Source organism: Paenibacillus kribbensis (genome assembly GCF_002240415.1).
Classification (GTDB): Bacteria; Bacillota; Bacilli; order Paenibacillales; family Paenibacillaceae; genus Paenibacillus; species Paenibacillus kribbensis.
Genome location: NZ_CP020028.1, coordinates 3007027 through 3031524, shown reverse-complemented (window position 1 = coordinate 3031524; position 24498 = coordinate 3007027). Strand labels below are relative to the sequence as shown.

At 44.8% G+C, this 24498-nt stretch carries 22 protein-coding genes; 14 read left to right on the top strand and 8 right to left on the bottom strand.

The genetic code is table 11. From position 1 onward, the window contains the following. Nucleotides 1-38: 38 nt before the first annotated feature. Nucleotides 39-899, bottom strand: a complete 861-nt coding sequence (locus B4V02_RS13630; protein ID WP_094155210.1) for a DUF6492 family protein — start codon at nucleotides 897-899, stop codon at nucleotides 39-41. A 206-nt stretch (nucleotides 900-1105) separates the two neighbouring features. On the opposite strand from B4V02_RS13630, the gene B4V02_RS13625 reads away from it, so the two are divergent. The 5 genes from B4V02_RS13625 to ytfJ all read left to right on the top strand — a co-directional run bounded on the left by B4V02_RS13625 (nucleotide 1106) and on the right by ytfJ (nucleotide 5431). Further along, entirely contained in the window at nucleotides 1106-1939 is an 834-nt protein-coding gene (locus tag B4V02_RS13625; protein ID WP_094155209.1) for a YheC/YheD family protein, read from the top strand. A 195-nt stretch (nucleotides 1940-2134) separates the two neighbouring features. Beyond that, on the top strand, nucleotides 2135-2842 hold the full coding sequence (locus tag B4V02_RS13620) for a DUF421 domain-containing protein (RefSeq protein ID WP_094155208.1): 708 nt from the start codon (nucleotides 2135-2137) through the stop codon (nucleotides 2840-2842). Between the two features lie 98 nt (nucleotides 2843-2940). Further along, complete coding sequence (locus B4V02_RS13615) at nucleotides 2941-3966, top strand: cupin domain-containing protein (RefSeq protein WP_094155207.1); 1026 nt, start codon at nucleotides 2941-2943, stop codon at nucleotides 3964-3966. A gap of 205 nt (nucleotides 3967-4171) precedes the next feature. Next, nucleotides 4172-4951, top strand: coding sequence for an ABC transporter ATP-binding protein (locus B4V02_RS13610; protein WP_094155206.1), 780 nt, complete (start codon nucleotides 4172-4174; stop codon nucleotides 4949-4951). 75 nt (nucleotides 4952-5026) lie between these two features. Beyond that, nucleotides 5027-5431 carry a GerW family sporulation protein gene (gene ytfJ / locus B4V02_RS13605; protein WP_094155205.1) on the top strand — a complete coding sequence of 135 codons (405 nt, stop codon included), beginning with the start codon at nucleotides 5027-5029 and terminating at the stop codon, nucleotides 5429-5431. Here the strand turns inward: ytfJ and ppk1 are convergent. The 3 genes from ppk1 to B4V02_RS13590 all read right to left on the bottom strand — a co-directional run bounded on the left by ppk1 (nucleotide 5425) and on the right by B4V02_RS13590 (nucleotide 8450). Then, nucleotides 5425-7563 carry a polyphosphate kinase 1 gene (gene ppk1, locus B4V02_RS13600; protein ID WP_167383759.1) on the bottom strand — a complete coding sequence of 713 codons (2139 nt, stop codon included), beginning with the start codon at nucleotides 7561-7563 and terminating at the stop codon, nucleotides 5425-5427. The genes ytfJ and ppk1 overlap by 7 nt on opposite strands. Nucleotides 7564-7754: 191 nt before the next feature. Continuing rightward, the gene (locus B4V02_RS13595) at nucleotides 7755-8147 is read right to left on the bottom strand and encodes a hypothetical protein (protein WP_094155203.1); all 393 of its coding nucleotides are present in this window, start codon (nucleotides 8145-8147) and stop codon (nucleotides 7755-7757) included. Nucleotides 8148-8234: 87 nt separating this feature from the next. Next, nucleotides 8235-8450, bottom strand: coding sequence for a hypothetical protein (locus tag B4V02_RS13590; RefSeq protein ID WP_094155202.1), 216 nt, complete (start codon nucleotides 8448-8450; stop codon nucleotides 8235-8237). Nucleotides 8451-8602: 152 nt separating this feature from the next. Between B4V02_RS13590 and B4V02_RS13585 the strand changes: the two genes are divergently transcribed. The 3 genes from B4V02_RS13585 (at nucleotide 8603) to B4V02_RS13575 (ending at nucleotide 13940) form a co-directional block, all read left to right on the top strand. Then, complete coding sequence (locus B4V02_RS13585; RefSeq protein WP_094155201.1) at nucleotides 8603-13279, top strand: cation-translocating P-type ATPase; 4677 nt, start codon at nucleotides 8603-8605, stop codon at nucleotides 13277-13279. Between the two features lie 159 nt (nucleotides 13280-13438). Beyond that, nucleotides 13439-13702 (top strand): DUF5132 domain-containing protein, encoded by a 264-nt coding sequence (locus B4V02_RS13580; protein WP_094155200.1) that lies wholly within the window; start codon nucleotides 13439-13441, stop codon nucleotides 13700-13702. Between the two features lie 13 nt (nucleotides 13703-13715). Beyond that, complete coding sequence (locus tag B4V02_RS13575) at nucleotides 13716-13940, top strand: hypothetical protein (protein ID WP_043890994.1); 225 nt, start codon at nucleotides 13716-13718, stop codon at nucleotides 13938-13940. A 76-nt stretch (nucleotides 13941-14016) separates the two neighbouring features. Here B4V02_RS13575 and B4V02_RS13570 read toward each other — a convergent pair whose 3' ends face one another. After that, nucleotides 14017-14943, bottom strand: coding sequence for an AEC family transporter (locus B4V02_RS13570; protein WP_094157009.1), 927 nt, complete (start codon nucleotides 14941-14943; stop codon nucleotides 14017-14019). A gap of 221 nt (nucleotides 14944-15164) precedes the next feature. Here B4V02_RS13570 and B4V02_RS13565 point away from each other — a divergent pair, with 221 nt between their 5' ends. From B4V02_RS13565 to B4V02_RS13555, 3 genes are read left to right on the top strand one after another with little or no spacing between them, the layout of a single operon-like run. Next, a complete protein-coding gene (locus B4V02_RS13565; RefSeq protein WP_094155199.1) occupies nucleotides 15165-16193 on the top strand; it encodes an ROK family protein in 1029 nt (342 codons plus the stop codon). Nucleotides 16194-16253: 60 nt separating this feature from the next. Next, the gene (locus tag B4V02_RS13560) at nucleotides 16254-17453 is read left to right on the top strand and encodes an MFS transporter (protein WP_094157008.1); all 1200 of its coding nucleotides are present in this window, start codon (nucleotides 16254-16256) and stop codon (nucleotides 17451-17453) included. A 31-nt stretch (nucleotides 17454-17484) separates the two neighbouring features. Beyond that, nucleotides 17485-18054 carry a sugar O-acetyltransferase gene (locus B4V02_RS13555; protein ID WP_094155198.1) on the top strand — a complete coding sequence of 190 codons (570 nt, stop codon included), beginning with the start codon at nucleotides 17485-17487 and terminating at the stop codon, nucleotides 18052-18054. Nucleotides 18055-18237: 183 nt separating this feature from the next. Here the strand turns inward: B4V02_RS13555 and trhO are convergent, their stop codons facing one another. Beyond that, the gene (trhO, locus tag B4V02_RS13550; RefSeq protein ID WP_094155197.1) at nucleotides 18238-19146 is read right to left on the bottom strand and encodes an oxygen-dependent tRNA uridine(34) hydroxylase TrhO; all 909 of its coding nucleotides are present in this window, start codon (nucleotides 19144-19146) and stop codon (nucleotides 18238-18240) included. Nucleotides 19147-19386: 240 nt separating this feature from the next. Between trhO and B4V02_RS13545 the strand changes: the two genes are divergently transcribed. From B4V02_RS13545 to B4V02_RS13535, 3 genes are all read left to right on the top strand, one after another. Beyond that, a complete protein-coding gene (locus tag B4V02_RS13545; RefSeq protein ID WP_094155196.1) occupies nucleotides 19387-20676 on the top strand; it encodes a glycoside hydrolase family 27 protein in 1290 nt (429 codons plus the stop codon). Between the two features lie 256 nt (nucleotides 20677-20932). After that, on the top strand, nucleotides 20933-21976 hold the full coding sequence (locus B4V02_RS13540) for a carbohydrate kinase family protein (protein ID WP_094155195.1): 1044 nt from the start codon (nucleotides 20933-20935) through the stop codon (nucleotides 21974-21976). A 58-nt stretch (nucleotides 21977-22034) separates the two neighbouring features. Next, the gene (locus B4V02_RS13535) at nucleotides 22035-22727 is read left to right on the top strand and encodes a P-loop NTPase family protein (protein WP_094155194.1); all 693 of its coding nucleotides are present in this window, start codon (nucleotides 22035-22037) and stop codon (nucleotides 22725-22727) included. Nucleotides 22728-22754: 27 nt separating this feature from the next. Here the strand turns inward: B4V02_RS13535 and B4V02_RS13530 are convergent, their stop codons facing one another. After that, nucleotides 22755-23519: a spermidine synthase gene (locus B4V02_RS13530; RefSeq protein WP_094155193.1), complete on the bottom strand. Its 765-nt coding sequence runs from the start codon at nucleotides 23517-23519 to the stop codon at nucleotides 22755-22757. A 27-nt stretch (nucleotides 23520-23546) separates the two neighbouring features. After that, on the bottom strand, nucleotides 23547-24470 hold the full coding sequence (locus B4V02_RS13525) for an alkaline phosphatase family protein (protein WP_244188549.1): 924 nt from the start codon (nucleotides 24468-24470) through the stop codon (nucleotides 23547-23549). Between the last annotated feature and the right edge of the window lie 28 nt (nucleotides 24471-24498).

Here is a 24498-nt window from a genome sequence, read left to right as displayed (position 1 = left end):
TCCTCCTTCGATACAGCTCCATGTCGGAGCGTATCATTTTACGGAATTTTTTTGATTTTAAACGATTTCACCAATGATTTGAGCTTGGATATTGGAGCTCGCTGATACACCTTGCGTTGATGGAAGGATAAAGAACGATGGTTTTTAGCCAAGCTATCCAATTGTTTTTCCGACAGGGATGAAGCCTGGCTATGAAGCGCTTTATTAAGGGACTTGCGTAAAATCATCCGAGCGGGCTGCTTACTGTACAGATAGTTGGCATATGTTTCATATTCGGAGAAACCGAACTGTTTTTTCCGGTTTATGCTTTGGATAATCGCATTGTACCAGGATTTTCCATGACGGGTTTCTATGACCTGCTTAAGCCGGGTAAGCTGCGCTTTCTCAAACAGCATATAGTGAGTAACAAAGGACTTGGGTGAGGGAGCTTTCACGCCCATCAGCTTGCGGTAGGTGCGGAAATACTCGGGCTGGCTCCAGCTCCGATAATAAAATATCGTTTTGCCATCCTTTCGAAACTTATGAGGACGAATCAAAATCGTATCCGCATCAATGACGAGAAAGAAAGGCGCTTTGCTAATTTTATCACCGTTCATTTTGAGCAATTGCTGATACAGCCAGCCAGAGCGGTCCCAGCGTGCTGTACCGTAACGAATGTGTTTTTTAGTGATAGGCAGCACCGTCTTTTCATCTACAAATGTACAGTTCTTGCTTGCACATAGTCGACGAATGCGATCGCTTTTCGGTGAAACGATGTAAATCGTCCCAATTCGGTGCTGCACGTAATGGCGCAGGCTGTCAATCACCAGCGGCAATGTGCCCATATCTTTATCAATTGCAGGAATCAGAACATCCATTGTAATAGAACCCTTCTGTAACCCATCCGGTTGCGCTGACAAAGTTATTCACTCCCTATACATGGAAATGTACGTGCCCGTATCTTACATTATCGTATGCCTGGACAGGCAATTTCGACCGGGCAGGCCAGTTGAATATTTCTAAGCAGGCCGGGCTAATGCAGCTTTCGGACGGGGAACTGGCGCATATGATGGATTGATCTTTATAACAGGAGCGTTCTACCTTGAAAGAGAGAGGAGAAGGGGAAATGAAAACTTCACGAGCACAGGCTATACGCAGCAAGTGGCGTAAAACCCAATTGCTGCTCCGTCATCAGGGGATTAGACCTTTAATACCGGAGACCCGAAAATATAACAAAGTCAGTTTGACGTCCATGCTGGAGAAGTACAAGATGGTCTATGTAAAACCCGATGGAGGTACATTCGGTAAAGGCGTAATGAAAGTAGAGCAGGATGGAAGTCAGCCTTTTGCCTATCAACACGGGGAAAAGCGCTGGGAGTTCAAAAATGTAGAGGCACTGTATAAGAGCATGTCGAAGCGAGTGGGGGACCAAAGCTATCTCATTCAAAAGGGAGTTCATTTGCTGCGTCACCAAAAGCGTTATTTTGATATCCGGGTCATGGTGCAGCGCAATGCCAAAGGGACATGGGAGACTACCGGAATTATTGGCCGACTTGGTCATCCTCGTAAAATCGTAACCAATTATCATAGTGGCGGTAAGCCAATGGCATTGGAGGAGCTGCTAAAATCCCATTTATCCCCAGGCAAGCAGGCCGAACTGATCAAGAAACTGAATGCGCTGGGCCTTACCATAGCTGCGCAACTGCAAAAAACATATCCGAATTTCCAGCAAATTGGATTGGATATTGGATTGGACCGGAACTTTACCCCATGGGTTCTCGAAGTGAATACGAGGCCCGATCCCTTTATCTTTAATCAGCTAAAAGATAAATCGATGTACCGCAAAGTATTAAGCTATTGGCGACTGGCCAATGAAAAAAGAAAAAAGACAATTCAGGATAAAGACAAGGATAAAGTTAAAGAAAAAGTTAAAGTCTCCAAAAAAGCAAAAAGTTCATGAGCCGGGAATTGCAGTAGTGACGGAAGCTCTGAACGAAAGAAATCAAAGGATGAATGCCCTATGGATTCATCCTTTTTATTTATCCTATTTCCTGATGCTTGTTGAGTCATACATTGCCTTCTTTGCAAAGAATGTAATGAAAAAAATGAAGTTGGAAAAACTACAAGAAAACAATCAGAACTGAGGTCTTGGTATATGGAATTATTGGAAACGATGTTAAGGTCAATATCTGCATTTACCCTTATGATGCTTATAGCACGTATATTGGGCAAATCGACTATTGCGCAAATGACCTACCATGATTTTGTAGCTGTCATTACATTGGGGGCTATTACTGCGAATCTTGCCTTTAATAACACCATAAGTATAAGGATTTTACTAACATCCTTACTTACATTTACTGGGATTGCTTACTTGCTGATGTTTTTTTCCATGAAGAACCGGAAGCTGCGAAGCTGGTTTTCGGGAAAACCAACCGTGTTAATTCAGGAAGGAAAAATTATGGAGAGCAATATGAGAAAACTTAAGATTACACTGGATACTCTGAATCAGGAGCTAAGAGGAAAGAATATTTTTAATATTCAAGAAGTTCAGTATGCCGTACTTGAGCTGAATGGAAGCATTTCCGTATTGCCAAAGCCGGAGAGTCAGCCTGTAACCAGAAAGGATTTACATTTGAAAAATCAATCTGAGCCGGCTTTTCCCATAGAATTGATTATGGACGGAGACATCATTGATGCGAATTTACAACAAAATGACATAACGAGAGAGTGGCTGCATTCACAGATCAAAAAGAAGGGGCTCTCTATTGAAAATGTCAATTATGCCGTAATCAGTTCTAATGGAAATCTATATTTTGATGAGTATAAGGATCAAATTGAGCATCCGGTTGATAAAGAATGAGCATATTTGATTTGATTTTATTTACATTAAAGGTGTATAATAGAAGTACATAATAAGTAAATACAGACATATGAAATGATTTTAAGGAGGAATCGGCTATGAAATCATTTAAGTATGCGTTGGAGAAAAAGGAGCCCAGAACCGGACCGGGAGGTATCACACGTGGGGCTTCGGTGCATGATTTTCCTGTATCAGAAGGAATAGCAGGGGTTTCTATGCGTCTGGAGCCGGGTGGAATGCGTGAGCTTCACTGGCATGCTAATGCGGCTGAATGGGCCTATGTGATTAGCGGCTCTTGTCGGACAACAGTTATCCATCCAGATGGTTCTTCGTATGTCGATATTTTCAATCCTGGTGATGTGTGGTATTTCCCGCGTGGCTACGGTCATTCCATTCAAGGTCTGGGTCCTGGAGAGTGTCATTTTATACTGATTTTTGATAATGGAGATTTTTCGGAGGATCACACGTTCAGTATAACGGATTTTCTGGCTCAGACTCCTGCGGAGGTTGTCATGCAGAACCTGGGGCTTGCAGCCGACGAGCTGGCTCTTTTGCCAGATAAGGAAGCCTATTTTGTAAAAGGACTTGTACCTTCTAACGGATCTCATGATGCATATCCCCGCATTTCTTCCGATCTGATCACTAAACATCGATATCCTTTAATGGCCAAACAGCCAAGATTAGCACCGGGTGGAGGGACACAACGGACAGTTACCGTAGAAGATTTTCCGATTTCTTCGACGATGGCAGGATCTGTGATTGAGCTGGAGCGGGGCGGATTACGAGAAATGCACTGGCATCCGAATGCGGACGAATGGCAATACTATTTGGACGGTAATGCAGAAATGACTGTATTTCTTGCTGAGGGGAATGCAGTGACAGAGCAGTTTGAAGCCGGAGATGTAGGGTATGTACCCATGGGAGCCGGGCATTATATTAAAAATATCGGATCAGAGGTATGCCGCATTTTGATTGGTTTTAACAGTGGTCATTACGAAGCCATTGATCTGAGTGAGTGGCTAGCTGGAAACCCTGTTGATGTATTGGCAACGAATTTGAGTCTTCCTCGAGAAATAGCGAAAAAACTGCCTCATAAATCGGTCTTCATTGCTCCAGAATCTTAAATCATAGAACAGCTAAAAGGCCCGCTTTCTGCTCTCGTATGTATGGGACAGCAGAAGCGGGTTATTGGTCATGATTCCGTTTCTGTTGTACAACCTGCAACCCTGTGCTATTCTTATACGAAAGTGAAGATTAACGTAGTAAAAATAATAGTTTTACTGTACTTATAAACATCAGATGATATGATCAATAAAAGGGGGAACAATTATGAACCGAGTCATTGAACTTAACAATGTAAGCTGGAAAAGAGACAATCGCACCATACTGGATCAGATCAACTGGCAGGTAGCCGAGGGGGAGCACTGGGCTGTACTTGGACTGAATGGGTCGGGTAAAACAACGATGCTGAATATGATCAATGGTTACATATGGCCAACTACAGGCAGTGTCAGTGTGCTGGGACATACGTTCGGGGACGTGGATCTGAGGGAGTTGCGCAAATCTATCGGCTGGGTCAGCTCTTCTTTACAGGAAAGAATTAATGGCAGTCAGCGCACTCAGGATGTTGTCATTAGCGGCAAATTTGCCTCTATTGGACTGTATGACCAAACAACAGCTACGGATGATGAGCAGGCTGTACACCTCATGACCCAACTGGGTTGTGCTCACCTCGTGGACCGTTTGTATCAAGGGTGCTCACAGGGTGAAAAGCAAAAAGTGCTTATTGCCCGCGCGCTAATGGCCTCGCCCAAGCTGCTGATTTTGGACGAGGCGTGCAACGGTCTGGATTTCTTTTCCCGGGAATCGTTGCTAACCAGCATTCATCAGCTGTCCGAATCGCCAGGTTCGCCGAATTTATTGTATGTTACACATCATATCGAGGAAATTTTACCGATGTACACGCATACGATTTTGATCCGCCGGGGCACTGTTTTTGCCAAAGGTAAAACGACAGATATTCTAAGCAGTGAAACGCTTAGTGCTTTTTTTGAAACACCTGTGCAAGTAGATTGGAGGCAGGAACGTGCATGGCTCTCTATGGTATAGAGAGTCAATGCGGTTTATTCTTTTCCAATCCTGACTACAATGGCATAATAGAACCATTGTGGAGAGGTGATTGGAATGTCAGAGCATCCATTACAATCTTTTGTAAAAACGGCGAAAGATCATTTAAAGGACATGGTGAACGTCAATACGGCCATTGGAGAACCGGTTGCCTTGTCTGACGGAACCATGATCATACCGGTTTGTAAAGTGAGCTATGGCTTTGCGGCAGGTGGAAGCGATTTGGACAGGCACAATCAGGAATCCGCATGGGTGATGCCGTCATTCGGCGGAGGTATGGGCGGAGGTGTGTCCGTAACACCTCTCGCAATTTTAATTATCGGCAAAATGGGCGTTCAAACGATTTACCTGGATAACTCTCCTACTGTTTACGACAAGATTTTGGATATGGCGCCACATCTTTTGGATAAATTGCACAATCTTATGAAGCAATACCAAACAGGAGATGATAGCAGTCAGTGAATCAGGTCTGACCCGTTTGTGTGTGCAGAGGCTGTTAACGGGGTTATGCAATCGTCTTGAATAGTCAAAGAATTGTTTTTCTTTACTACTAGATTTTTGGCCTCTATCTGGCTACAGCAGGGGGGCTGTTCATTGTGCGCTATGACATATCGTCCATCGGGAAGCAGCTGTCGGGCTTTCATATTATCATTTAGCAGCAGCAATAAATATTGGATGACAACAGATTGATGTTCTTCATTCAATAGCGGACACATCAATTCAATCCGCTTGTCCATATTTCTGGTCATCCAGTCCGCACTGGATAGCCACAATTGGGGCGTGCCGGCATTCTCAAAATAAAAAATTCGGGAATGTTCCAAAAATCGGCCGACAATGCTGCGAACGGTAATATTGTCGCTCAGTCCGGGAATTCCTGGACGCAAACAGCAGATGCCGCGAACGATCAGATCAATTCGGACGCCTGCCTGGGATGCAGCGTATAGTTCGTCGACCAACTGTTTATTCGACAGCGAATTCATTTTGGCTATAATCCTTGCAGGTTTACCGATCAAGGCATTTTCCACTTCTCGCTGAATGCAATCCAACAACCGTTGTTTCAAATGCGCCGGAGCTACGCTGAGGTAATGCCACTGGCTCGGGGCGGAAAATCCGGTAATTTTGTTGAATAAATTGGAGACATCTTCGCCGATCTCCGGATAGGAAGAGAACAGCCCGATATCTGTAAATATTTGCGCCGACACTTCATTGTAATTTCCGGTGGAGACATGGATGTAACGTCTAAGAGAATCCGCTTCTTTACGTACAACCAAAATCATTTTGGCATGAATTTTCAACCCGGACAGGCCATAGACGACATGGCATCCTGCTTTTTCCAATTCTTTTGCCCATTCGATATTTCGAGCTTCATCGAACCGTGCTTTCAATTCGACGACTACAGTGACCTGCTTTCCTGCTTCGGCAGCTCGATTCAAAGATCGGATAATGCGTGAATTGCCGTTTACGCGATACAAGGTCATTTTGATAGCCATAACGGATGGATCAGCAGCAGCATGTTCAACAAAATCATTAACAACATCAAACGATTCATACGGATGAAATAAAAGAACATCTCTTTTTCGCAGCACTGAAAAAAAATCGTCTGTCTTCGTAAATTCCCGTGGACAAAGAGGATCAAATCTCGAATGCTTGAGGTGCTCATAACCCTCGACCGAATTGGCGAATGACATGAAGTAGCTCAAGTCAATAGGTCCATCATTCGTAATTAAAAACCGGCTTTCTATCTCCAGTTCTTTTTCTAGCAATTCCAGTGCAAATGGATCAAATCCCTTTTCTATTTCCAAACGAACCGGAGTACCCCATTTTCTTGCGCGTAATACTTTTTCCACTTCATCAAGGATATCTTCGGCTTCCTCCTCATTTAAATCAAGGTCTGCATTTCGAGTTAAGCGGAATGTATGGAAAGTTACAGGCGTATACGTAGTAAACAAAGTGTGTATATGCTGCTTAATCAAATCCTCGAGCAAAATAAACTGCCAATGATCATGATCGGATAGAGACGGAACTTTAATATAGCGAGGCAGATTGGACGGAATTTCAACCAAGGCAATATAAACCTCCTTGCCCGATTCATCGGAAGGCGGCTTTAAACCGACGGCCAAATATACACTTTTCGAACGAATCAATGGAAAAGGGCGGCTTTTATCGATAGCTAGAGGAGTTAGCACGGGAAATACCTTTTCAAGATAATAGGTTTCCATTTCTTTCTTCTGCGCAGGACTAAGCTTACCAAAATCAGTGAAAACAAGGCCTTCTTCCTTTAACAGCCGAAGAATCCGCGCGTGGGTTGCATACTGTTCTGCTACTAATTGCTCAATCATGACGATTACTTTATCTTGTAACTGTTGCGGAGTAAAGCCCGTAAAATCGACCTCTTGATTGCCCGTTCTAATTTTATCCATAAGTCCTGCGACTCTGACGCTGACAAACTCATCCAGATTGGTAGAAACAATCGATAAGAACTTTGTTCGCTCCAACAGAGGAGTACTTTCGTCCTGCGCTTCCTCAAGAACACGTCTGTTAAATTGAAGCCAGCTTATTTCACGATTAATATAGTTCACAGCGCACACCTCCATCTGCCTATTCTTTTTTTCTAAATAATAAATACCGTATTTTTTGGAACAATTGCCATGTGGCGCTGAGGCGAATCGTGATCGTATCGGGAATATTCTCATCGTTTTTAGTCATGGTTGTCAGGTTCCTCTCGTTATTAAAATAGGGAAAACTCGCTAAACGAAGTTAGCGAGTTATATGGATATTTTGTTATTTATTCGTGAGATGCTGTCGTCTTCATTGCATCCACTACCGGGCCCGTTATTGACTCGGTTACTTTCGATGCGGATTGTGTCATGTTGCTGAGCAAACGGTTGTTAAGAAGCACACTGCCTGCTTGCATTCCGACTGTTTGGCCCACACTGTTCCCTAACAACCCACCAACAACGGACCCAAGGACTGTCCCTACTCCTGGCAGCAACGAGGTTCCGAGGATAGCCCCATACTCAATACCGGCCATGACACCGAGTGCTCCTGTCAAATTCCCCGAAGTATGAACCATATAGTCTTTGTTATCCATTTGTCCTTTTGTCAAGCTAATGGTATCCTGCAATTGGGTTAAACCTCCGGAGATAAGACCTCCCCATAATGAACCGCCTTGAAGCATTCTGATCTCTCCTTTGCTTGATTTTTTTACTCCACGATAGTAGTTCCCCATTATGCATTTTTTTAATGATTTTACATTTGCCAATTGTTACGGAAGCAAAACCTTTTCTGTATTTTTTTCTTCAATTTTTACTGCTTCTGTGGACCGTAGCTCTTTAGTGCTGTCTTTGACTTGATCCGCGAGCTCAAGCATCATTGCTGCTCCTTTAACGGCAAGTTTGCGTGCGGCTTTTCGGGCTTCGGGGGACACAGCAAGTGCTATGGCCGCAGCAGTGAAAATAATACCAAGCGGTGATTTGACCACAATACCCTCTCCTTAAAAAGTTGTTAATAAAATAATTCCATTAAATGAAATTTTTATACTGGTTTACATACAGAAAACAAAATGCATATTTTGCTAACTATTGTTAATCATAAGTAAAGTTGAATTTTAAGTATGGAAAAGGGAGGTTAGATATGGTATCGCTGCGAAACAAAAACAGGTTCCTTCATGTTTTACCAGGAAGGATACGTATGGAAATTCACGGCTTGAAAGGGAGCAAAGCTGCCGCAGAGCTTTTAGCCAAAAGCCTGTCCGCTTGTAGTGGAATTTACAGAGCGGAACCCTGTACAGTGACGGGCAGAGTGCTGCTCCTTTACGATGTAAAGCTTGTGTCTGAGCAGGACATTTTCCATATACTCCGTGAAACAGAAGATCGGATTTGTTCGGCCAATCTAACAGCCCGCCCGGATATCCACAACGAGGTTACCGGGGTGAAAGAAGCGAAGCGAGAAGCTGCCGCTGCTCAGGCTGAATTGGATATTCCTTGTGATCAGTCGATTATCTCTACGACGCCTAAGACCAATACGGGCGAGCCAAGGGAAAAAGTCCCGATTCCGTTGGCTATTTCCATGGGCGGTTTAGCCGTGCTGGGAATCAAGCAGGTCTTTTTCGGACGTTCAGCCCTGGCAAGAAGTCCGGCGCCGTTCTATTTATCGGCGCTCGTATCTGTTGTAACCGGCTACCCTTTTCTCAAACGAGGAATTCAGACCTATTCGGACAAGAGAAAAATAAACTCGGATCTCATTTTAGGTACAAGCGCTCTCGCTCTTGCGCTTATGCGCGAAAATCTTGTAGTGCTTGCCGGACTCAGCATTTTGCAATATTTGAACTGGAAGCGAAGCCGTTCTGTATTAAATGAACAGCAAGAGGCTTCCTTGTCACCGGAAATTCAAGCATATAGCGATAAAGCAGGTAAATTAGGTCTCATTGCAGCCGGAATGACCTGGGCCGTTACCCGGAATCCGTTTCGTGCCATTGCCGTACTTCTGGCAGCAAATCCGCGGGTAATAACTGTACCTGCCCAGTATGCCTGGAAACAGGCCGAGCTCGTTTCAGGAGAAAGAAAATACGTAGTTCCGGAAAAAGGCTCATTATCTCAACTCGCTCGAACGAAAACGATTTTATTCGAAGATTCGTCACTCCTGTTTAATCGTCCAGAGATTGAAGAAATTCAATGCATGGCGGAGAAGGAACAAGATACGGATAAAGTGATATGTTTGGCGGCTTCATTAATGGAGAAAACAGAACATCCATGGAAAGAAGAAGTGTTCAGCCAGGCGAAACGAACTTGCCGGACGATCCGCACTGCTTTTCATGTGGAAGAAGAGGCGGAGGGGATAAAAGGAAAAGTCAATGATAGACAGATTATCATTGGCAGCTACAAATACATGGAGGATCACGGTATTGATTGCAGTGCCTTCGAGCTTAAATCAAAGAGGCTTGCAAGAAATGAATACGATGTCCTTTTGGTTGGAAGCCAGGGGAATGGCAAAGGCGAATGTCTTGGGTTAATTGCCAGACATCGGCAATCAACGTTCAACGACTACGGCTCTGCCGCCTTTTCATTCAGCGAAAAAGGCTGGAGGCTTGGACTGCTGCATAACAGCCTGCATATCAGTGCTGACGAGCTTTCGCAATACGGCATGGATACAAGCTGGTCCTCTTTTGAACAAGGCGAAGTGATTGAACGGATCGCAGTGCTGAAGCAGCATGGCGAAGAGGTTTTATTTGTCTCAGGTCTGGAACAAAATCCGCTCAATGAGTTCTATAAAGAAGCCGGAATCCAGACGATTTCCATTCAAGAGCTGCGGCCTATTCAGGAAAGCGCTTTGTACGCCGAGAAAACAGAGCAGATCGTAAACGAGCACGCTTTAATTGCTAAAAAATGGAACCTTTTTGGCTCTGCTTTTGCTACATTAGGCATGATCAGTGCCCCAGTGGTCAATTTGATCAGTGATGCTTTATCGCTTGTGTTTATGTCCAGAACGAAAAACAGGAGCGAAGCCTTGCCAGCTCCACCGGAAATGGCGTATGAGAACGAGGCTGCGGTCGCTTCCGAAGCTTTTGCCTGGCATCAACTGCCTAACGAACAGATTTTCACGAAGTTTCAAACAAACCTGCAAAACGGGTTGACGTCTGATCAGGTTCTTTCTATGAGAACCCAATATGGCTCAAATCAGCTTGAAAGTAAAAAACCTACTCCTTGGCTCATTGCATATTTGGGCCAATTCAAGGAATTCACAACTCTGATCCTCCTTGGGACAAGTGCACTCGCCTTTCTTACGGGCGGATTATTTGATGGACTTGCAATGGGGGCAATCCTGCTCGCGAATGCCGCAATTGGTACGATTCAGGAACGCAAAGCGGAAAAAGTTGTGGACAAGCTGAATCAATTTCAACCCCCGGCATGTAAAGTCATCAGACAAGGCCAGCACGTAGAGCTAAACGCTGTGGAATTGGTGCCTGGAGATATCGTTTCCCTGGAAGCAGGGGATCGCGTTCCAGCCGATATTCGGTTGATCAACTCATGGAACATGAGCGTCAACGAGTCGGCTCTGACTGGGGAATCTCTTCCCGTCGAAAAGAATGAGTCCTCTCTCTCAGAGGATTGTGCTTTATCTGAGCGAACCAACATGCTCTTCATGGGAACCGACGTGTGCGGAGGCAAGGGAATTGGTATTGTTGTCCAAACCGGGATGAATACTGAGATGGGGCATTTAATGTCGCTTTTAAAGCAGGATGAAAAAGAAGTAACCCCTTTACAGGAAAAAGTAACGTCAATTAGCAAAAAATTTGTGAAAGGCGCTCTCATCGTGGGAGGAATCGTATTTGCAATGGGTATGCTCCGTGGCATCCCTTTTCCACAAATCATTTCGACTTCGATCACGCTGGCGGCTTCTGCCATCCCTGAAGGGCTTCCGGTTACCATCACCATTGCTCTCAGCGCAGGCATATTCCGTATGGCGAAGAAAAACGCGCTGATCCGAAAGCTTTCCTCATTGGAAACACTAGGAAGGACCACGGTTATTTGCACAGACAAGACTGGTACATTAACCAAAAATGAAATGACGGTAAAAGCGCTCTCTACCGCGGATCGTGCATGGACTGTAACAGGCGATGGCTACGAACCGACGGGAGCATTGGAGGAGCTTGCTTCCGAGGCTGCCGCTGCAACTGCAGAGCTCAATAATGTAGAAAGTTGTGAAGACCCCTCAACCCATCCTGATTTGACTCGCTTGCTGCAAATCTGCTTGCTATGCAATAACAGCAAGCTAGAGCAGCAGGAAGGACAGTGGCTGACCAAAGGGGACCCGACTGAGGGCGCGCTTTTGACGCTTGCAGCCAAAAACGGACTGTGGCTTAACGATATGACCCACTGGCATCGTGGGCATGAAATTCCATTTGACTCTAAAACCGCGAAAATGAGCGTGGTTTGCAAGGATGTTCAGGCGGAGCAGGAATGCTATCTCTTTTCCAAAGGAGCCGTTGAGACGATTCTCCGCCATTGTAATCGATATCAAAAAAACGGGGAGATATTGCCTCTATCCGAAGAACAGAAGCAGCACATTGCACAGCAAAATGAAAAGTTCTCAGCCGCAGCACTTCGTGTGCTTGCTTTCGCGTATCGACCTCTCGATGAGAGCGCCGACAACGAGTCCATTGATGACGAACATGACTTAATTTATGTCGGTTTGGCTGGCATGATGGACCCACCCAAGCCTGAAGTAGAACAAAATATTCAGGAGGCATTTGCACTCGGGCTAAAACCTGTGATGATCACAGGCGACCACCCGATTACTGCCATTGCCATCGCGAAGCAGCTCGGAATTAACAGTGATGCGCAAAGTGTTGTAACCGGACATGAGCTTGACCGTTTATCAGACGAAGAGTTGAGCCAAATTGTGGAGCAAGTATCCATTTTTGCCCGGGTCACACCTGAGCACAAGCTTCGCATTGTAACAGCGCTGCAAAAAAGAGGGCAAATCGTTGCCATGACTGGTGATGGCGTCAACGATACGCCTGCTATCAAGCAAGCCAACGTTGGTATCGCAATGGGAAGAACAGGAACGGAAGTAACGAAGGAAACTGCGGATATGGTGCTAACGGAAGATCATTTCGGCACCATTCTGGAGGGGGTTAAAGAAGGCCGAACAATTATTGGAAATATTCGTAAGGCACTCGGCTGTTTATTAACCGGAAATCTGGCCGAGATCATCGTTACCAGCGTCGCCGTGATGGTCGGATTGCCGATTCCTTTGGTTCCTATTCAAATTCTGCTGATGAATTTGTTGACCGACGCTTTACCGGCAATGGTTCTTGCTGTAAATCCAGGTCAGAAAACAAAGCAGCAGAAACGAACGGATTTCATCGATAAAGACCTGTACCGGAAAGTGATTACAAGAGGGGTTCTGCTGGGATTGGGATCGCTCGGCCTATTTGCCGCAAGCCTTGCAGTTGGTGCTCCGATGCCTGTGGCTCAAAGCGTTGCTTTTGCAACATTGGTCGCGGGGCAATTGATACAAACCTTTTCGTGGCGACAGGAAGGCTCTGAAGAAACAGTGCGCGATTGGACAAAAGATCGCTTTCTGATCGGGGCTCTCTGCATTTCCTGGCTGGCTCTACTAGGAGCCTTGTATATCCCGCCATTGACCGGGTTTTTCCACACCGCCCGTCTGCCGCTGAAATATTGGATTCCTATCCTTGGCGTAGCCGGATCGGTATCTCTTTTGTCCAAACCGATTTTGACTTTGATTTCAAAAAATCAGACAAGTGAGGATGACTCTGCAAACCACATCTACGCTGCGGCTTAATCAGCCGCAGTAATACTTAACTCAGGATTTTGCAAAATTCGATTCCAGTCGCTCCAAAGTGCAATATATAGACAAACTAGACCATTTTGATCTATATATTGTTGATTGGAAGTCGCTTATTGGATTTTTGCAAAATCCTCAATTACAAGGAGGATCACGATGGTGCAAAATAGCTTTGAAAGAATGGTTATTGGTACTGCGCTCGCCTTTGCGGCTTCCGCTTTGCTTCCCATTGCTAAAACTACTTTCCGCCCTCTTGCCGAAGCTGGCATGCAAGGCGGAGCCAATTTGATCAATCGGGGCAAATCTTACATTCAATTAGCGCGGCAAGAAGTGGAAGATATCATTGCCGAAGCCCAATTTGAAAGAATGAAAAAACAGCTCGACCAAGAAATCTCATTGCTTGACGATACCCAAAAGTGAGGAGAACGGATAGATGAACGAACAAAATATAGATAATCATTTACGCGAAGCCTTAACGCATCTGGAATCGGCCTTAAACCAAAGTGTAAGATGCGTGCTTGAAAACGATAGCACGAAAAAAGAAATAGGTTTAAAGTGGGAACAATTTCTCGGGGAATTTATGGGACAAATCCGGGAAAAGGGAAAAAAATCAAGATTAAATCTGCTGGGCTGGATCAGTTTTCCACGAATACGATAATGGATTGTATGCAGCCTGAAGTCGACAACAGGCTGCATACTGGATTCTCTACACGATAGAGAGTCTTTTTTTCTAGCTATCCTGCTACGATCATAATGAGAATAGGCAAAATCAGGAATGAGGCAATCGTGCTCCACAGGATGCAGGTGGATACCAGTTTGGGCGATGCATTAAATTTTTCTGCTAATATGACAGCATTCACGGCAACCGGCATGGAGGCCAGAATAAAGAGCACGGAGAACAGAAGGTCTGATATCCCCAGTATCAGCATGGCAAGATAGGCCGTAAGCGGAGAGAGCAGAAGCCGGATGATGAGTCCTGCGTAGCTTGCTTTTTTAATAGACGGCTCCAGCTTGAATATTTTCACATAAGCCATCTGGGTGCCAAGGATCGCCAGCACGACCGGAGAATAGGCCGCAGCAATCATTGAGACGCCCGATTGAACGCCGGAGGGCAAATGCCAATCCAGCAGACGCAGCCCCAGGGCAAGTATAGCTGCATAGATCGCAGGCAGTGAGAATACCGACTTGACTGCGCTTTGAACGGAAAATTCAGAGCGGGCTGCAAAATAAACTCCAAGGGTATTGACCAGAATTATCTGAATGACCACATACACAGAGGCTTTATCCAATCCAAGCTGCCCAAAGGCAAGCAAAATGAGCGGCAACCCATAATTCGCACTATTGGTCAGCGTGGAGATCAAGGTAAGTCCAGCCGTTTCCGGGGCGCTTAACTTGAAGATTTTCCCTGCCAATTGAGCAATTCCCCATAACAGCAGCAGATTCAATATCGAAAAGGCAGCAGTCTGCGCTACATCATGCAGAGAAAGCTGTGCCTTGAGCAGCGTGTCGAGAATCATCGCAGGACTTAAAAAGTATAAGTATAACGTCGACAGCGGTTTGGTTTCCAGCTTCATGAATTTGCCGAGCAAAAACCCGGAAATCACCGGTATGGACAGCGGAACGATAACGGATAATAGCGTTGAAAGTACGATTTGAATCATGAAATCCACCCATCCTTTTTCTGTAATGACATTTTCATTATAAGATGCAGCTTTCGAGCCCGTCCAAGATGTAAATTCGATCAAGCTTATAGGTATATACTATGAATCTTGCGTCAGTTATTCTAAGCATGCACAGAGTAAAATATTGACTTCACAATCAAGGAACGTTATACTCCATTTATTAAATGAGTTATAAAAAGTATTAATTAAAGGGAGAAAACATGCAGCCTGTTACACACAATACGATTCAACTCAAAAAAATGAACGTAGAACTGGTAAAACATGTGCTAAAAGCGCAGGGGATCGGAACCAAAGCGTCGATTGCAAACCTGACCAGGCTAAGCGTAGCCACATGCGGTACCATATTAAACGAACTTGTCGCTGTTGGTGAGGTTATTGAGCTGGAGTCAGATGGACCAAGTGGCGGCAGACCTGCCAAACAGTATAAGTATAACGCCGACTTTGGCTGCGTCGTTTGTTTGCTTGTCAAGACGGAAGGAGGCATTCACTCCATCAGTTACAGTATTGTGAATCTGATCGGCGAAACCGTCAAAGAGACAACGATAGAACTGCAACATATCGACGTCGATGTGATTGATGGGCTGATCGAAAAACTTGTAGGCGAAAACGGTAATGTACAGGCAATCGGCATTGGAATACCTGGTGTCGTCCATCGCGGAGTAATCGGCGTTTGCGATGTTCCAGACCTTGCAGGCAAACCGGTAGGACCCTATTTTGAGGAAAAATATGAAGTGTCAGTCACCATTGAAAACGACATGAATATGACGGTTTATGGTTTTTATCATTTACAAAATTTCGAAGAAGAAAAGACGTTTGCCGTCGTTACGTTTCCCAAAAACCATTTTCCCGGTGCCGGTTTTATCGTTGACGGGCACATATTATCCGGTAACACGAAATTCGGCGGCGAAGTTTCTTTTTTACCTTTTGGAATGACACGCGAGGAGCAACTGCGGCAACTGCATACCAATGAAGGCTTTGTACGATTGGCTGTAAATACGCTAACCTCGATCATTGCCATTATTAACCCGGTAACTATTGCGATTACAGGTGAGCTTCCCCGTGAGACTCAGCTAGACGAACTTTATAGGGGCTGTATAAAGGATATTCCGGAAGAGCATATGCCTCAGCTTTTCATTCAAAATGATACGTACCGGGAATACATGAAAGGCATGGTGACGGCGACCTTGGAAAGCTTAACCTATCGGCTGCAAGTGATTGAAAGAAGATAACGAATAAGGAGAAGGCAAAGAGTGAAGGAGCGTACAGGCAAATTCAACAAGATTTATGCTATGCAGCTTGCTACAATATTTCTAGGCTTCGTCATTTTCGGGTTTTCGGAAAATATTAAAGGACCAGCTATTCCGCGCATACAATTTGATTTTATGCTGAATGAATCACAGCTTGGCACCTTATTGTCCCTGAATGCCCTTGGTTATTTGATTGCTTGCTCTTTTACGGCTTATTTAACCAGGGTATGGGGAATTAAGGTGGTAACGGTCACGGCTTTCGCGGCAATGGCTGTCTCAGGTATACTCATTTTTTTCTCGCATCACTATTTCATGTTTTCAGCCTCTTACTTCCTGATGTACATCGGAAATGGAATGCTGGAGATTGGATTAGCTATTCTTGGTGCCCGCATCTTTGTGAAAAACACGGGAACGATGATGAATTTGAGCCATGGTTTCTACGGCCTTAGCTCGACAGTTGCTCCGCTCATCGCTACAGGTCTGATGGAAGTTACGGTCAATGGTTATACGCTGGACTGGCGCGGAATGTATCTCGTAATGCTTTTATTGTCGATATTGCCGATTATTTTTGCGTTGTTCAGCACTTTTCCGGGAGATGATATTCAGCATGAGGAACGTGTTCCTTTAAAAGCTTTGCTGATGGACCCTGTTTTATGGTTTATGGTTCTCATTCTTTCTTTTGGTGTCGTATCGGAACTGGCGGTTGGTGGATGGCTTGTTAACTTTCTAGAAAAGGCTTACAAATGGGACACGGTTACGGCTTCAGGGATACTATCTGCCTTTTTCTTATGCTTTGCGCTTGCACGGCTTTTGCTAGGCCCGTTCACCGATAAAATCGGGTTTACATTATCACTGATTATATTTTCGGGATTTTCAGCCGTATGCACATTTGCCGCAATTTTGGGCGGAGAACGCTTAGCCTTTCTATTTGCTGCCGCTGGTGTAGGTATTGCAATGATCTATCCGACAGTGATGGCTTTTATAGCCAGAAGATACCCGAACGGAAGCGATGCAGCCATTACAATTACGGTTACACTTATGGGATTAGGCAGCGTTATCGGTAATTATCTAATTGGGGGAGTAATCGAGATCGTTAAGAGGCATTTCGGCGAAGATTCACAGATTGGACTACTTCGCGGGCTTCAGGCTGGATACGGAGTTATAGGTTTATGTGCGGCGCTGTGCGCGGTTACCGGTCTTATATTATATATTTATTTGTCCAAGCGGAAAGAAATCATTTAGACAAGACTTTTTTACGAGAGGAATCATTCATATGCAAACAAAAACCGAAAAAGAAAAGATGCTAAGCGGTGAACTTTATTATGGGTCTGACCCAGAGCTGATGAGCGAACGTTTGAACGCCCGGAGGTTGACACGGTTGTTCAATCAGTCACTTGAAACAGATGATGAAAAAAGAACAGAGCTTCTAAGGGAGCTGTTCGGATCAACGGGCAAGAATCTTTATGTTGAGCCGTCGTTCCACTGTGATTATGGCTATAATATTCATGTCGGCGAGAACTTTTATGCGAATTTTGATTGCGTGTTTCTTGACGTGTGTGAAATCCGTATAGGCGACAATTGCTTTATGGCTCCGGGCGTACATATCTATACCGCAGCTCACCCCTTGGAGGCTCAGGAAAGAAATACCGGAGCGGAATTTGGCAAGCCGGTTACGATCGGTCATAACGTATGGATCGGTGGGCGGTCAGTTATCAACCCTGGTGTAAAAATAGGCAATAATGTGGTTGTTGCTTCTGGAGCGGTTGTTACCAAGGATGTTCCTGATCATGTGGTTGTAGGTGGTAACCCTGCTAGGGTTATTAAGCAAATTGACAATGGCTAGTTAACAGAGAGATGAGTCAGTACAACCTTTTGTTAAGTTGACAGGACACGATAGCATAGTAAAATAGCGGCGTACCAAGGACATTATTTTTCAAGTCCTGGTACGCCGCTGCTTCATTTTTAGGGCCAGTCTAATCCTTAAATTACAAAGGTTGACGATATTTTTTCCTTAAAGCTCTGAATATCAGGCAGTTGAACCTAATACTTTATTTTTCGAGGAGGCTATGGTCCGGCACTCGTCAGAGCAATAGTGCTGATGCTGCTCTTCGCAGTCTGGGCATACGATATGCTGGAGATTGCACACTGGGCAGTTGATATAATGATCGTTTGGTGTTTCGCAATGGAAGCACTTGCCGACAACAACGTCTTCATCAGTATGGTTGATTGGAATCGAAATCCGTTCGTCAAATACATAGCATTTGCCGTCAAACAAACGTCCTTGTACTTCCGGGTCCTTGCTGTAAGTCACAATGCCGCCATCCAGCTGGGCTACATCGTTAAAGCCTTCTTTGATCAGAAGACCGGACAGCTTTTCGCAACGAATACCTCCGGTGCAATACGTCAGGATTTTCTTGTCCTTAAACTGACTCATATTGTCGCGAATCCACTGTGGGAATTCACGGAACGACTCAACTTCCGGGCGAATGGCTCCGCGGAAATGACCGATGTCATATTCATAGTCGTTACGACCGTCCAATACAACTACATCCTCACCTTGAAGCTGCTCATAAAACTCCTTTGGTGACAATCGCTTGCCGCTAATTTCATTAGGGTCGAGCTCGTCCTCATGGCGCAGCGTAACAAGCTCCTGACGATGACGTACAAATATTTTTTTGAACGCATGACCGTTAGATTCATCTATTTTAAAAACGATATCGTGGAATTTCGGATTGGCGCGCAAATCACGAATATACTGCTCCGTTTGCTCTACCGTGCCAGACAATGTTCCGTTAATACCTTCCCCGGCAATCAAGATTCTTCCCTTGACGCCCAGTTCCTTGCAGTAAGCCAGATGCTCTGCCGTAAAGGCAGCAGGATCTTCAATATTTACATATTTGTAAAACAACAAAATTCGATAAGCATGCTCACACATGTAAAATCACCCTCTGATTCAAGTCAAAGTTTTTTAACAACCAATTTTAAATGTACCACATTCTTTAACTTAGTCAACACAAATGTTTAAAAAGTGGAAATGTAAAAGCTGACAAGCGACAAAAGTAAGGGGTTACATTATAATAGAGTCATAGTGATAGGTGAATATTGGTAGCTGCATGAGTTCAATGAGACAGAGTTTTATGAGATAGATTCTATGAGAAGAAAGGATGAATGGGAGATGCAACATCATTTGGTAGCGCATACACCGCCTATGGGGTGGAATAGCTGGGATTGCTATGGTGCGGCGGTACGGGAAGAGGAAGTACGTGGGAACGCTCAATATATGGCGGAGCATCTGAAGAAATATGGTTGGGAATATGTCGTGGTGGATATTCAGTGGTATGAGCCGGGAGCTGTATCTTCGCAGTATCGCCCGTTTGTTCCGTTGGAAATGGATTCATATTCACGTCTGATTCCTGCGGTCAATCGTTTTCCATCGGCAGCAGATGGACGTGGCTTTCAGGCCCTGGCGGAATATGTACACAGTCTCGGCTTGAAATTTGGCATACATATCATGCGAGGGATACCGCGACAAGCGGTGCATCAGGATACACCGATCCTGGGAACTACGGCAACGGCCAGACAGATTGCCCATCCCAACTCTATTTGTCCCTGGAATACAGATATGTATGGGGTGGATGCATCCAAGGAGGGTGCACAGGAGTACTATAACTCGTTGTTTGACCTGTATGCGGAATGGGGAGTTGATTTTGTCAAAGTTGATGACATTGCTGCGTCCCGTCTCTACGGTATTCATTTGGCAGAGATTGAATTGATCAGGCGGGCTATTGCTGAGTGCGGACGTCCGATGGTATTGAGTCTGTCTCCTGGTCCTGCACCGCTGGAGCATGCATCAGAGCTTATTGCAAATGCTAATATGTGGCGCATGACTGACGATTTTTGGGATGTGTGGCCTTTATTGCATGGTATGTTTGAGCGCTGTGAGAAATGGGCAGAACATGTGGGTCCGGGTCACTGGCCGGATTGCGACATGTTGCCGTTGGGTCATCTGGGTATTCGTTCGGTAGATTCGGTAGCGTCCGGCAGTCATGATCGCTGGACACGATTTACAAAAGATGAGCAGCTGACTATGATGACCTTGTGGAGCATTTTCCGGTCCCCGCTGATGTTTGGGGGGGAAATGCGGGACAATGATACATGGACACTTTCTTTGCTGACTAATGAAGAAGTACTGGATGCTCATCGCAACGGTGTGGGTGCGCGGCAGGTTTATAGAAAAGATGATCATATCGTTTGGACTTCGCATAACGAGGAAGGTTATGTATATGCTGCTTTGTTTAATGCTGGAGATGAAGTTTCGAAGGTCCGTGTATCGTTAAAAGACCTTGGTATTGAAGGGCAGGCAAGTGCCAGAGACTTATGGAATCATATGGATTTAGGCACGTTGGATCAAGAATTGTCCGCAGATATACCACCTCATGGAGCCGCACTGTTTATTTTAAAATAGGTATGCTGTAACGAAGGATATAAGCAGTATTTTAATTAAAACACCCTATCGTAAATGGATGACTTTTACGATAGGGTGTTTTGTTGTAGAGAGTAGATGCATTTTCAGGATATTTTAAGGTATTCGACATAGTTCTTGGGAATTCGACATTTGGAACGTGTTAATTTTAGTAAGTACCTATTTTCTATAAAATCTAATTCATTGCTTTACAAATTAAAAACAACCAGCGCGAGCAGTTCGCGAAAGGGGTCAAATGATGAAATTAAAACTAAGCCGCAAAAATGAACTGGACGAGCCTTGGCCCACTAAACAACAAATACTATGCATCGGGGGAGCCAATTTAGACCGCAAAATTAAGGTTAAAGGTGCATTTCAGCTTCACACCTCCAATCCGAGCAATGCCAGGCGGCAATCCTGTGGTGGAGTGGCTCGCAATGTAGCCGAAAATTTGGGGAGGCTCAGCCAGCAGGTCAGCCTGCTAACCGCAGTTGGCGATGATGCGGAAGGTGAATTTATAGTTGAGCAATCCAGACTTTACATGAATGTGATTCCTTTGCAGGTCAAGGGAGAACCGTCAACCGGGGTTTACACTGCTGTGCTGGACGAGCATGGTGAGCTGGTTGTAGCGACAGCAGAGATGGAGATTTATGATCAGATTCGTCCTTCAGCCATCCTTGGGAATATCCCCTTAATCACCGCATCCCGACTGGTGTTTTTGGACACTAATTTCCCTATGAGTGTAATTGCTTCCACCATACGAATATGCCATGAACATCGAGTCCCGCTTGTCATTTCTTCGGTATCAGCCTCCAAAATGAGCAGACTTCCCCGAAATTTGCACGGAGTGGATTGGATGGTATGCAATCATATGGAAGCTGAAGCCTATTTGGGGATGCAATTTACGGATGATCAGCAACTAATGGACGCAGCCCGAATTTTTCATCAACTTGGAGTTCAAAATGTAATTATTTTCCATGGAGTGGACAGTGTTTTATTTGCCTCTCAGGATGGAACTCATGCACAAATTTCCATACAATACATTTCGGAAGTTATTGATGTAACGGGTGGAGAAGATGCCTTTATTGCCGGCATGATATATGGAATTATCCAAGGATACCCTATGGAGCAGGTGTGCCAATTCGGAATCAGTTGTGCCGCCTTAACTATTCAAACGGATCGGACGGTTTCAGAGACTCTATCTCTGAATAAGCTGCATTCCATGTTTAAACAGTTGTACGGCATACATTCGCAAAAGTTTATGTTTTTTAAATGTGTGTATTTTAAGGAGAAAGATACATAAATAAAAGAGAATCGAACCTACTTTTGGTGCTGAAACTGTAAAAGGAGCAGGTCGCTTGATGAATAATATGAAATATGCCATCGTTTTTTTGCCGCTGTTCCTCCTGTATTTGTTTTTAAAGGGAGGTTCGTTCGTGGCAGGTTTGTTTTATCGAATGATGTACCCAATGCTGCGCCCGCATCGGAGGCTGGATGACGAAATTCTTGCTGTACGGCACGCCAAACGTATTATCGTGATCGGTTCGCCAGGGAGCGGCAAAACCTTTTTGGCCAAACGTCTTTCCAAACGGACTCATTTGCCGTACATCTCTCTGGATGATTTGTATTGGGGACCAGAGTGGCAGCGGAGCACGGACAAACAATTTCTCAAACAGCTGGAAGAAGTGGTCGAAAAGGAAGAATGGATCATTGAAGGGAATTATCATGATTATTATTTTACCGAGCGGCTTCAGCGCTCTGACACGATCATTGTAATGGATGTTAGTACGATTGAGGCGATAACAGGAGTAATTACACGCTCGCTTAATCGTTTTCTGTTCTCTAAGGAGCTGCCCGAAGAAATAGAACAGGAGGCGGTCCGTATATGGGACATTTCGCCTCGGTTTGTCCGCTTTGTTTTGGGGTTTCGCAGACGTGTACGACCTAAAATTTGGCCGTCCATTATGCAATATGGCAGCCAACGCAGTTTGATTATTTTGAAATCCAAATATCGTTCATCTCTCTGGGTGCAACAGGGAGACGCTTCACATTAGAGAAGCAAGCAGACGGATTTAGGCTATTCAAGCATCAGTGTCTCGTAAAATATGACCTTCACCAAGTGTAATCTCGTAGAAGCCAGCCATTTGACGTGTCTGAAATCGGATCGGTTTGTGCCGGCCGATGATGATGATATTTTGAATATCAGCAGCACCTTCCGAGGGTAATGAAAAAGCAGCAACATAAGCGAACTCTTCACGCAATGTCGTATGAATGGCATTTATCATGTGATCGTGTTCACTTTTGCCCATTAAGTTCATGATGATAGAGCCCTCGGTATCCAGCTTTGCTTTGACCAGCTTAAAAAATTCTCTGGATACCAAATGCAGTGGCGTTCCCTGCTCCGTGAAGGCATCCAAAATAATATAGTCATAAGCGTCCGATGCCTCCTGCTCCAAAATGCGCCGTCCATCCCCAATCGTCACATTGTCTTTATCGTATCCAAAGAAGAGCTGGCTTAACTTCACGACCAGGGCGTCCAGCTCTGCAATTCTAAAGTTTTTTTCTGTAAAATGGCGAACAATCGTTCCAATTCCATGCCCGATCACAAATACGTCCTCGAACGAAGGATCGTTCAGCTCCATCAGGTGGATGATCGCTTTGGGGTATTCGAACAGAATACGCTGCGGGTCATTCAAATCTAACGCACCTTGAATCGCTGCATTTGAAAATTGCATGACACGGAATGAACCCTTTTCACCGTATAGTTCCGAGGTGTCGTACACCGTGATTTCATAGTTATTACTGCGTTTGCTATACAATACATCCAAGTGATTAATCTCCCTCAAGTCATACTTCACCCTCATATTAGACATTTATGAGCCTGATGTCCATATATTAAGCGGCGGGGCCGTTCTACTCTTGCCGAGCAAATCCAAGCCGTATAATTGTTCAATCATGCGCAGCATAGAAAAATGATTGCTTTTTTCATTATAGGGGCCATTTTTTAAATGAGCGCCTATGATTACAGTCGGAATTTTGTTTTTGCTGCTCATATCATCTTCATCCCATGTTAAAACCAAAAGGCTGTTATGCTGCGGTGCCCAACGGGCATAAGAGGATAGGTGGGTCTGTAGCCATTGATCTGCTTCCCGGATCGTGCCGTCGTGCATATCGTGGTTTAGATTGGGAATGACAAAAGAAACCGTCGGCAGCTGATTAAAGTTTTGTGGAAAGCTGGTCAAAGGCATATTGATTGAAGCCGGCAGATTCGTAAAATTCACCCACGGGTTATGTTTACGCGCATACAGGGTTTTCAGATCATATGGACCGGTAAATCCGGTTCGAGGCAGCCCCTCCGAGTAACCCCCAAATGTATATCCATGTTGTATAAGCTCCGAAGCCAGATTGCTGGTGTTCATTTTCTTTGGAGTCAAATCATTGTGGACGCCCTGATTAGAACCGGAAAATAGATCCAGGTAGTTTGGTTGACTTGGATGTTCAATCGCATAATGATTCATCAGATTGACACCTTTTTTCATCAAGTCGTTCATAAATGGGGCGAAGGGATTGCCCGAGATTTTTTTCGACGAATGATTTTCTTCTACCACAATGACGATATGGTCAATACGTTGCGGGGATTTGACAGCACTGGCCTGAGATGCTTTAACCTTTACAGAGGAGTCAGCCCAGGCTGTAGATTGAACGGCCTTAGCATCAGAGCGGACAGTAAACCAGCCGACGTGAGACAACATACAGAAAGCTGCCGATAGAGTGATGGCGGTTATCAGTGTTTTCATTTTCAAGAATACGACCTTCTTTCATGAT

Coding starts and splice junctions, on each gene's coding strand:
- B4V02_RS13625 (WP_094155209.1), top strand. CDS start 1,106: ATGAAAACTTCACGAGCACAGGCTATACGCAGCAAGTGGCGTAAAACC.
- B4V02_RS13620 (WP_094155208.1), top strand. CDS start 2,135: ATGGAATTATTGGAAACGATGTTAAGGTCAATATCTGCATTTACCCTT.
- B4V02_RS13615 (WP_094155207.1), top strand. CDS start 2,941: ATGAAATCATTTAAGTATGCGTTGGAGAAAAAGGAGCCCAGAACCGGA.
- B4V02_RS13610 (WP_094155206.1), top strand. CDS start 4,172: ATGAACCGAGTCATTGAACTTAACAATGTAAGCTGGAAAAGAGACAAT.
- ytfJ (WP_094155205.1), top strand. CDS start 5,027: ATGTCAGAGCATCCATTACAATCTTTTGTAAAAACGGCGAAAGATCAT.
- ppk1 (WP_167383759.1), bottom strand. CDS start 7,563: ATGGAGGTGTGCGCTGTGAACTATATTAATCGTGAAATAAGCTGGCTT.
- B4V02_RS13595 (WP_094155203.1), bottom strand. CDS start 8,147: ATGCTTCAAGGCGGTTCATTATGGGGAGGTCTTATCTCCGGAGGTTTA.
- B4V02_RS13585 (WP_094155201.1), top strand. CDS start 8,603: ATGGTATCGCTGCGAAACAAAAACAGGTTCCTTCATGTTTTACCAGGA.
- B4V02_RS13580 (WP_094155200.1), top strand. CDS start 13,439: ATGGTGCAAAATAGCTTTGAAAGAATGGTTATTGGTACTGCGCTCGCC.
- B4V02_RS13575 (WP_043890994.1), top strand. CDS start 13,716: ATGAACGAACAAAATATAGATAATCATTTACGCGAAGCCTTAACGCAT.
- B4V02_RS13570 (WP_094157009.1), bottom strand. CDS start 14,943: ATGATTCAAATCGTACTTTCAACGCTATTATCCGTTATCGTTCCGCTG.
- B4V02_RS13565 (WP_094155199.1), top strand. CDS start 15,165: ATGCAGCCTGTTACACACAATACGATTCAACTCAAAAAAATGAACGTA.
- B4V02_RS13560 (WP_094157008.1), top strand. CDS start 16,254: ATGCAGCTTGCTACAATATTTCTAGGCTTCGTCATTTTCGGGTTTTCG.
- B4V02_RS13555 (WP_094155198.1), top strand. CDS start 17,485: ATGCAAACAAAAACCGAAAAAGAAAAGATGCTAAGCGGTGAACTTTAT.
- trhO (WP_094155197.1), bottom strand. CDS start 19,146: ATGTGTGAGCATGCTTATCGAATTTTGTTGTTTTACAAATATGTAAAT.
- B4V02_RS13545 (WP_094155196.1), top strand. CDS start 19,387: ATGCAACATCATTTGGTAGCGCATACACCGCCTATGGGGTGGAATAGC.
- B4V02_RS13540 (WP_094155195.1), top strand. CDS start 20,933: ATGAAATTAAAACTAAGCCGCAAAAATGAACTGGACGAGCCTTGGCCC.
- B4V02_RS13535 (WP_094155194.1), top strand. CDS start 22,035: ATGAATAATATGAAATATGCCATCGTTTTTTTGCCGCTGTTCCTCCTG.
- B4V02_RS13525 (WP_244188549.1), bottom strand. CDS start 24,470: ATGAAAACACTGATAACCGCCATCACTCTATCGGCAGCTTTCTGTATG.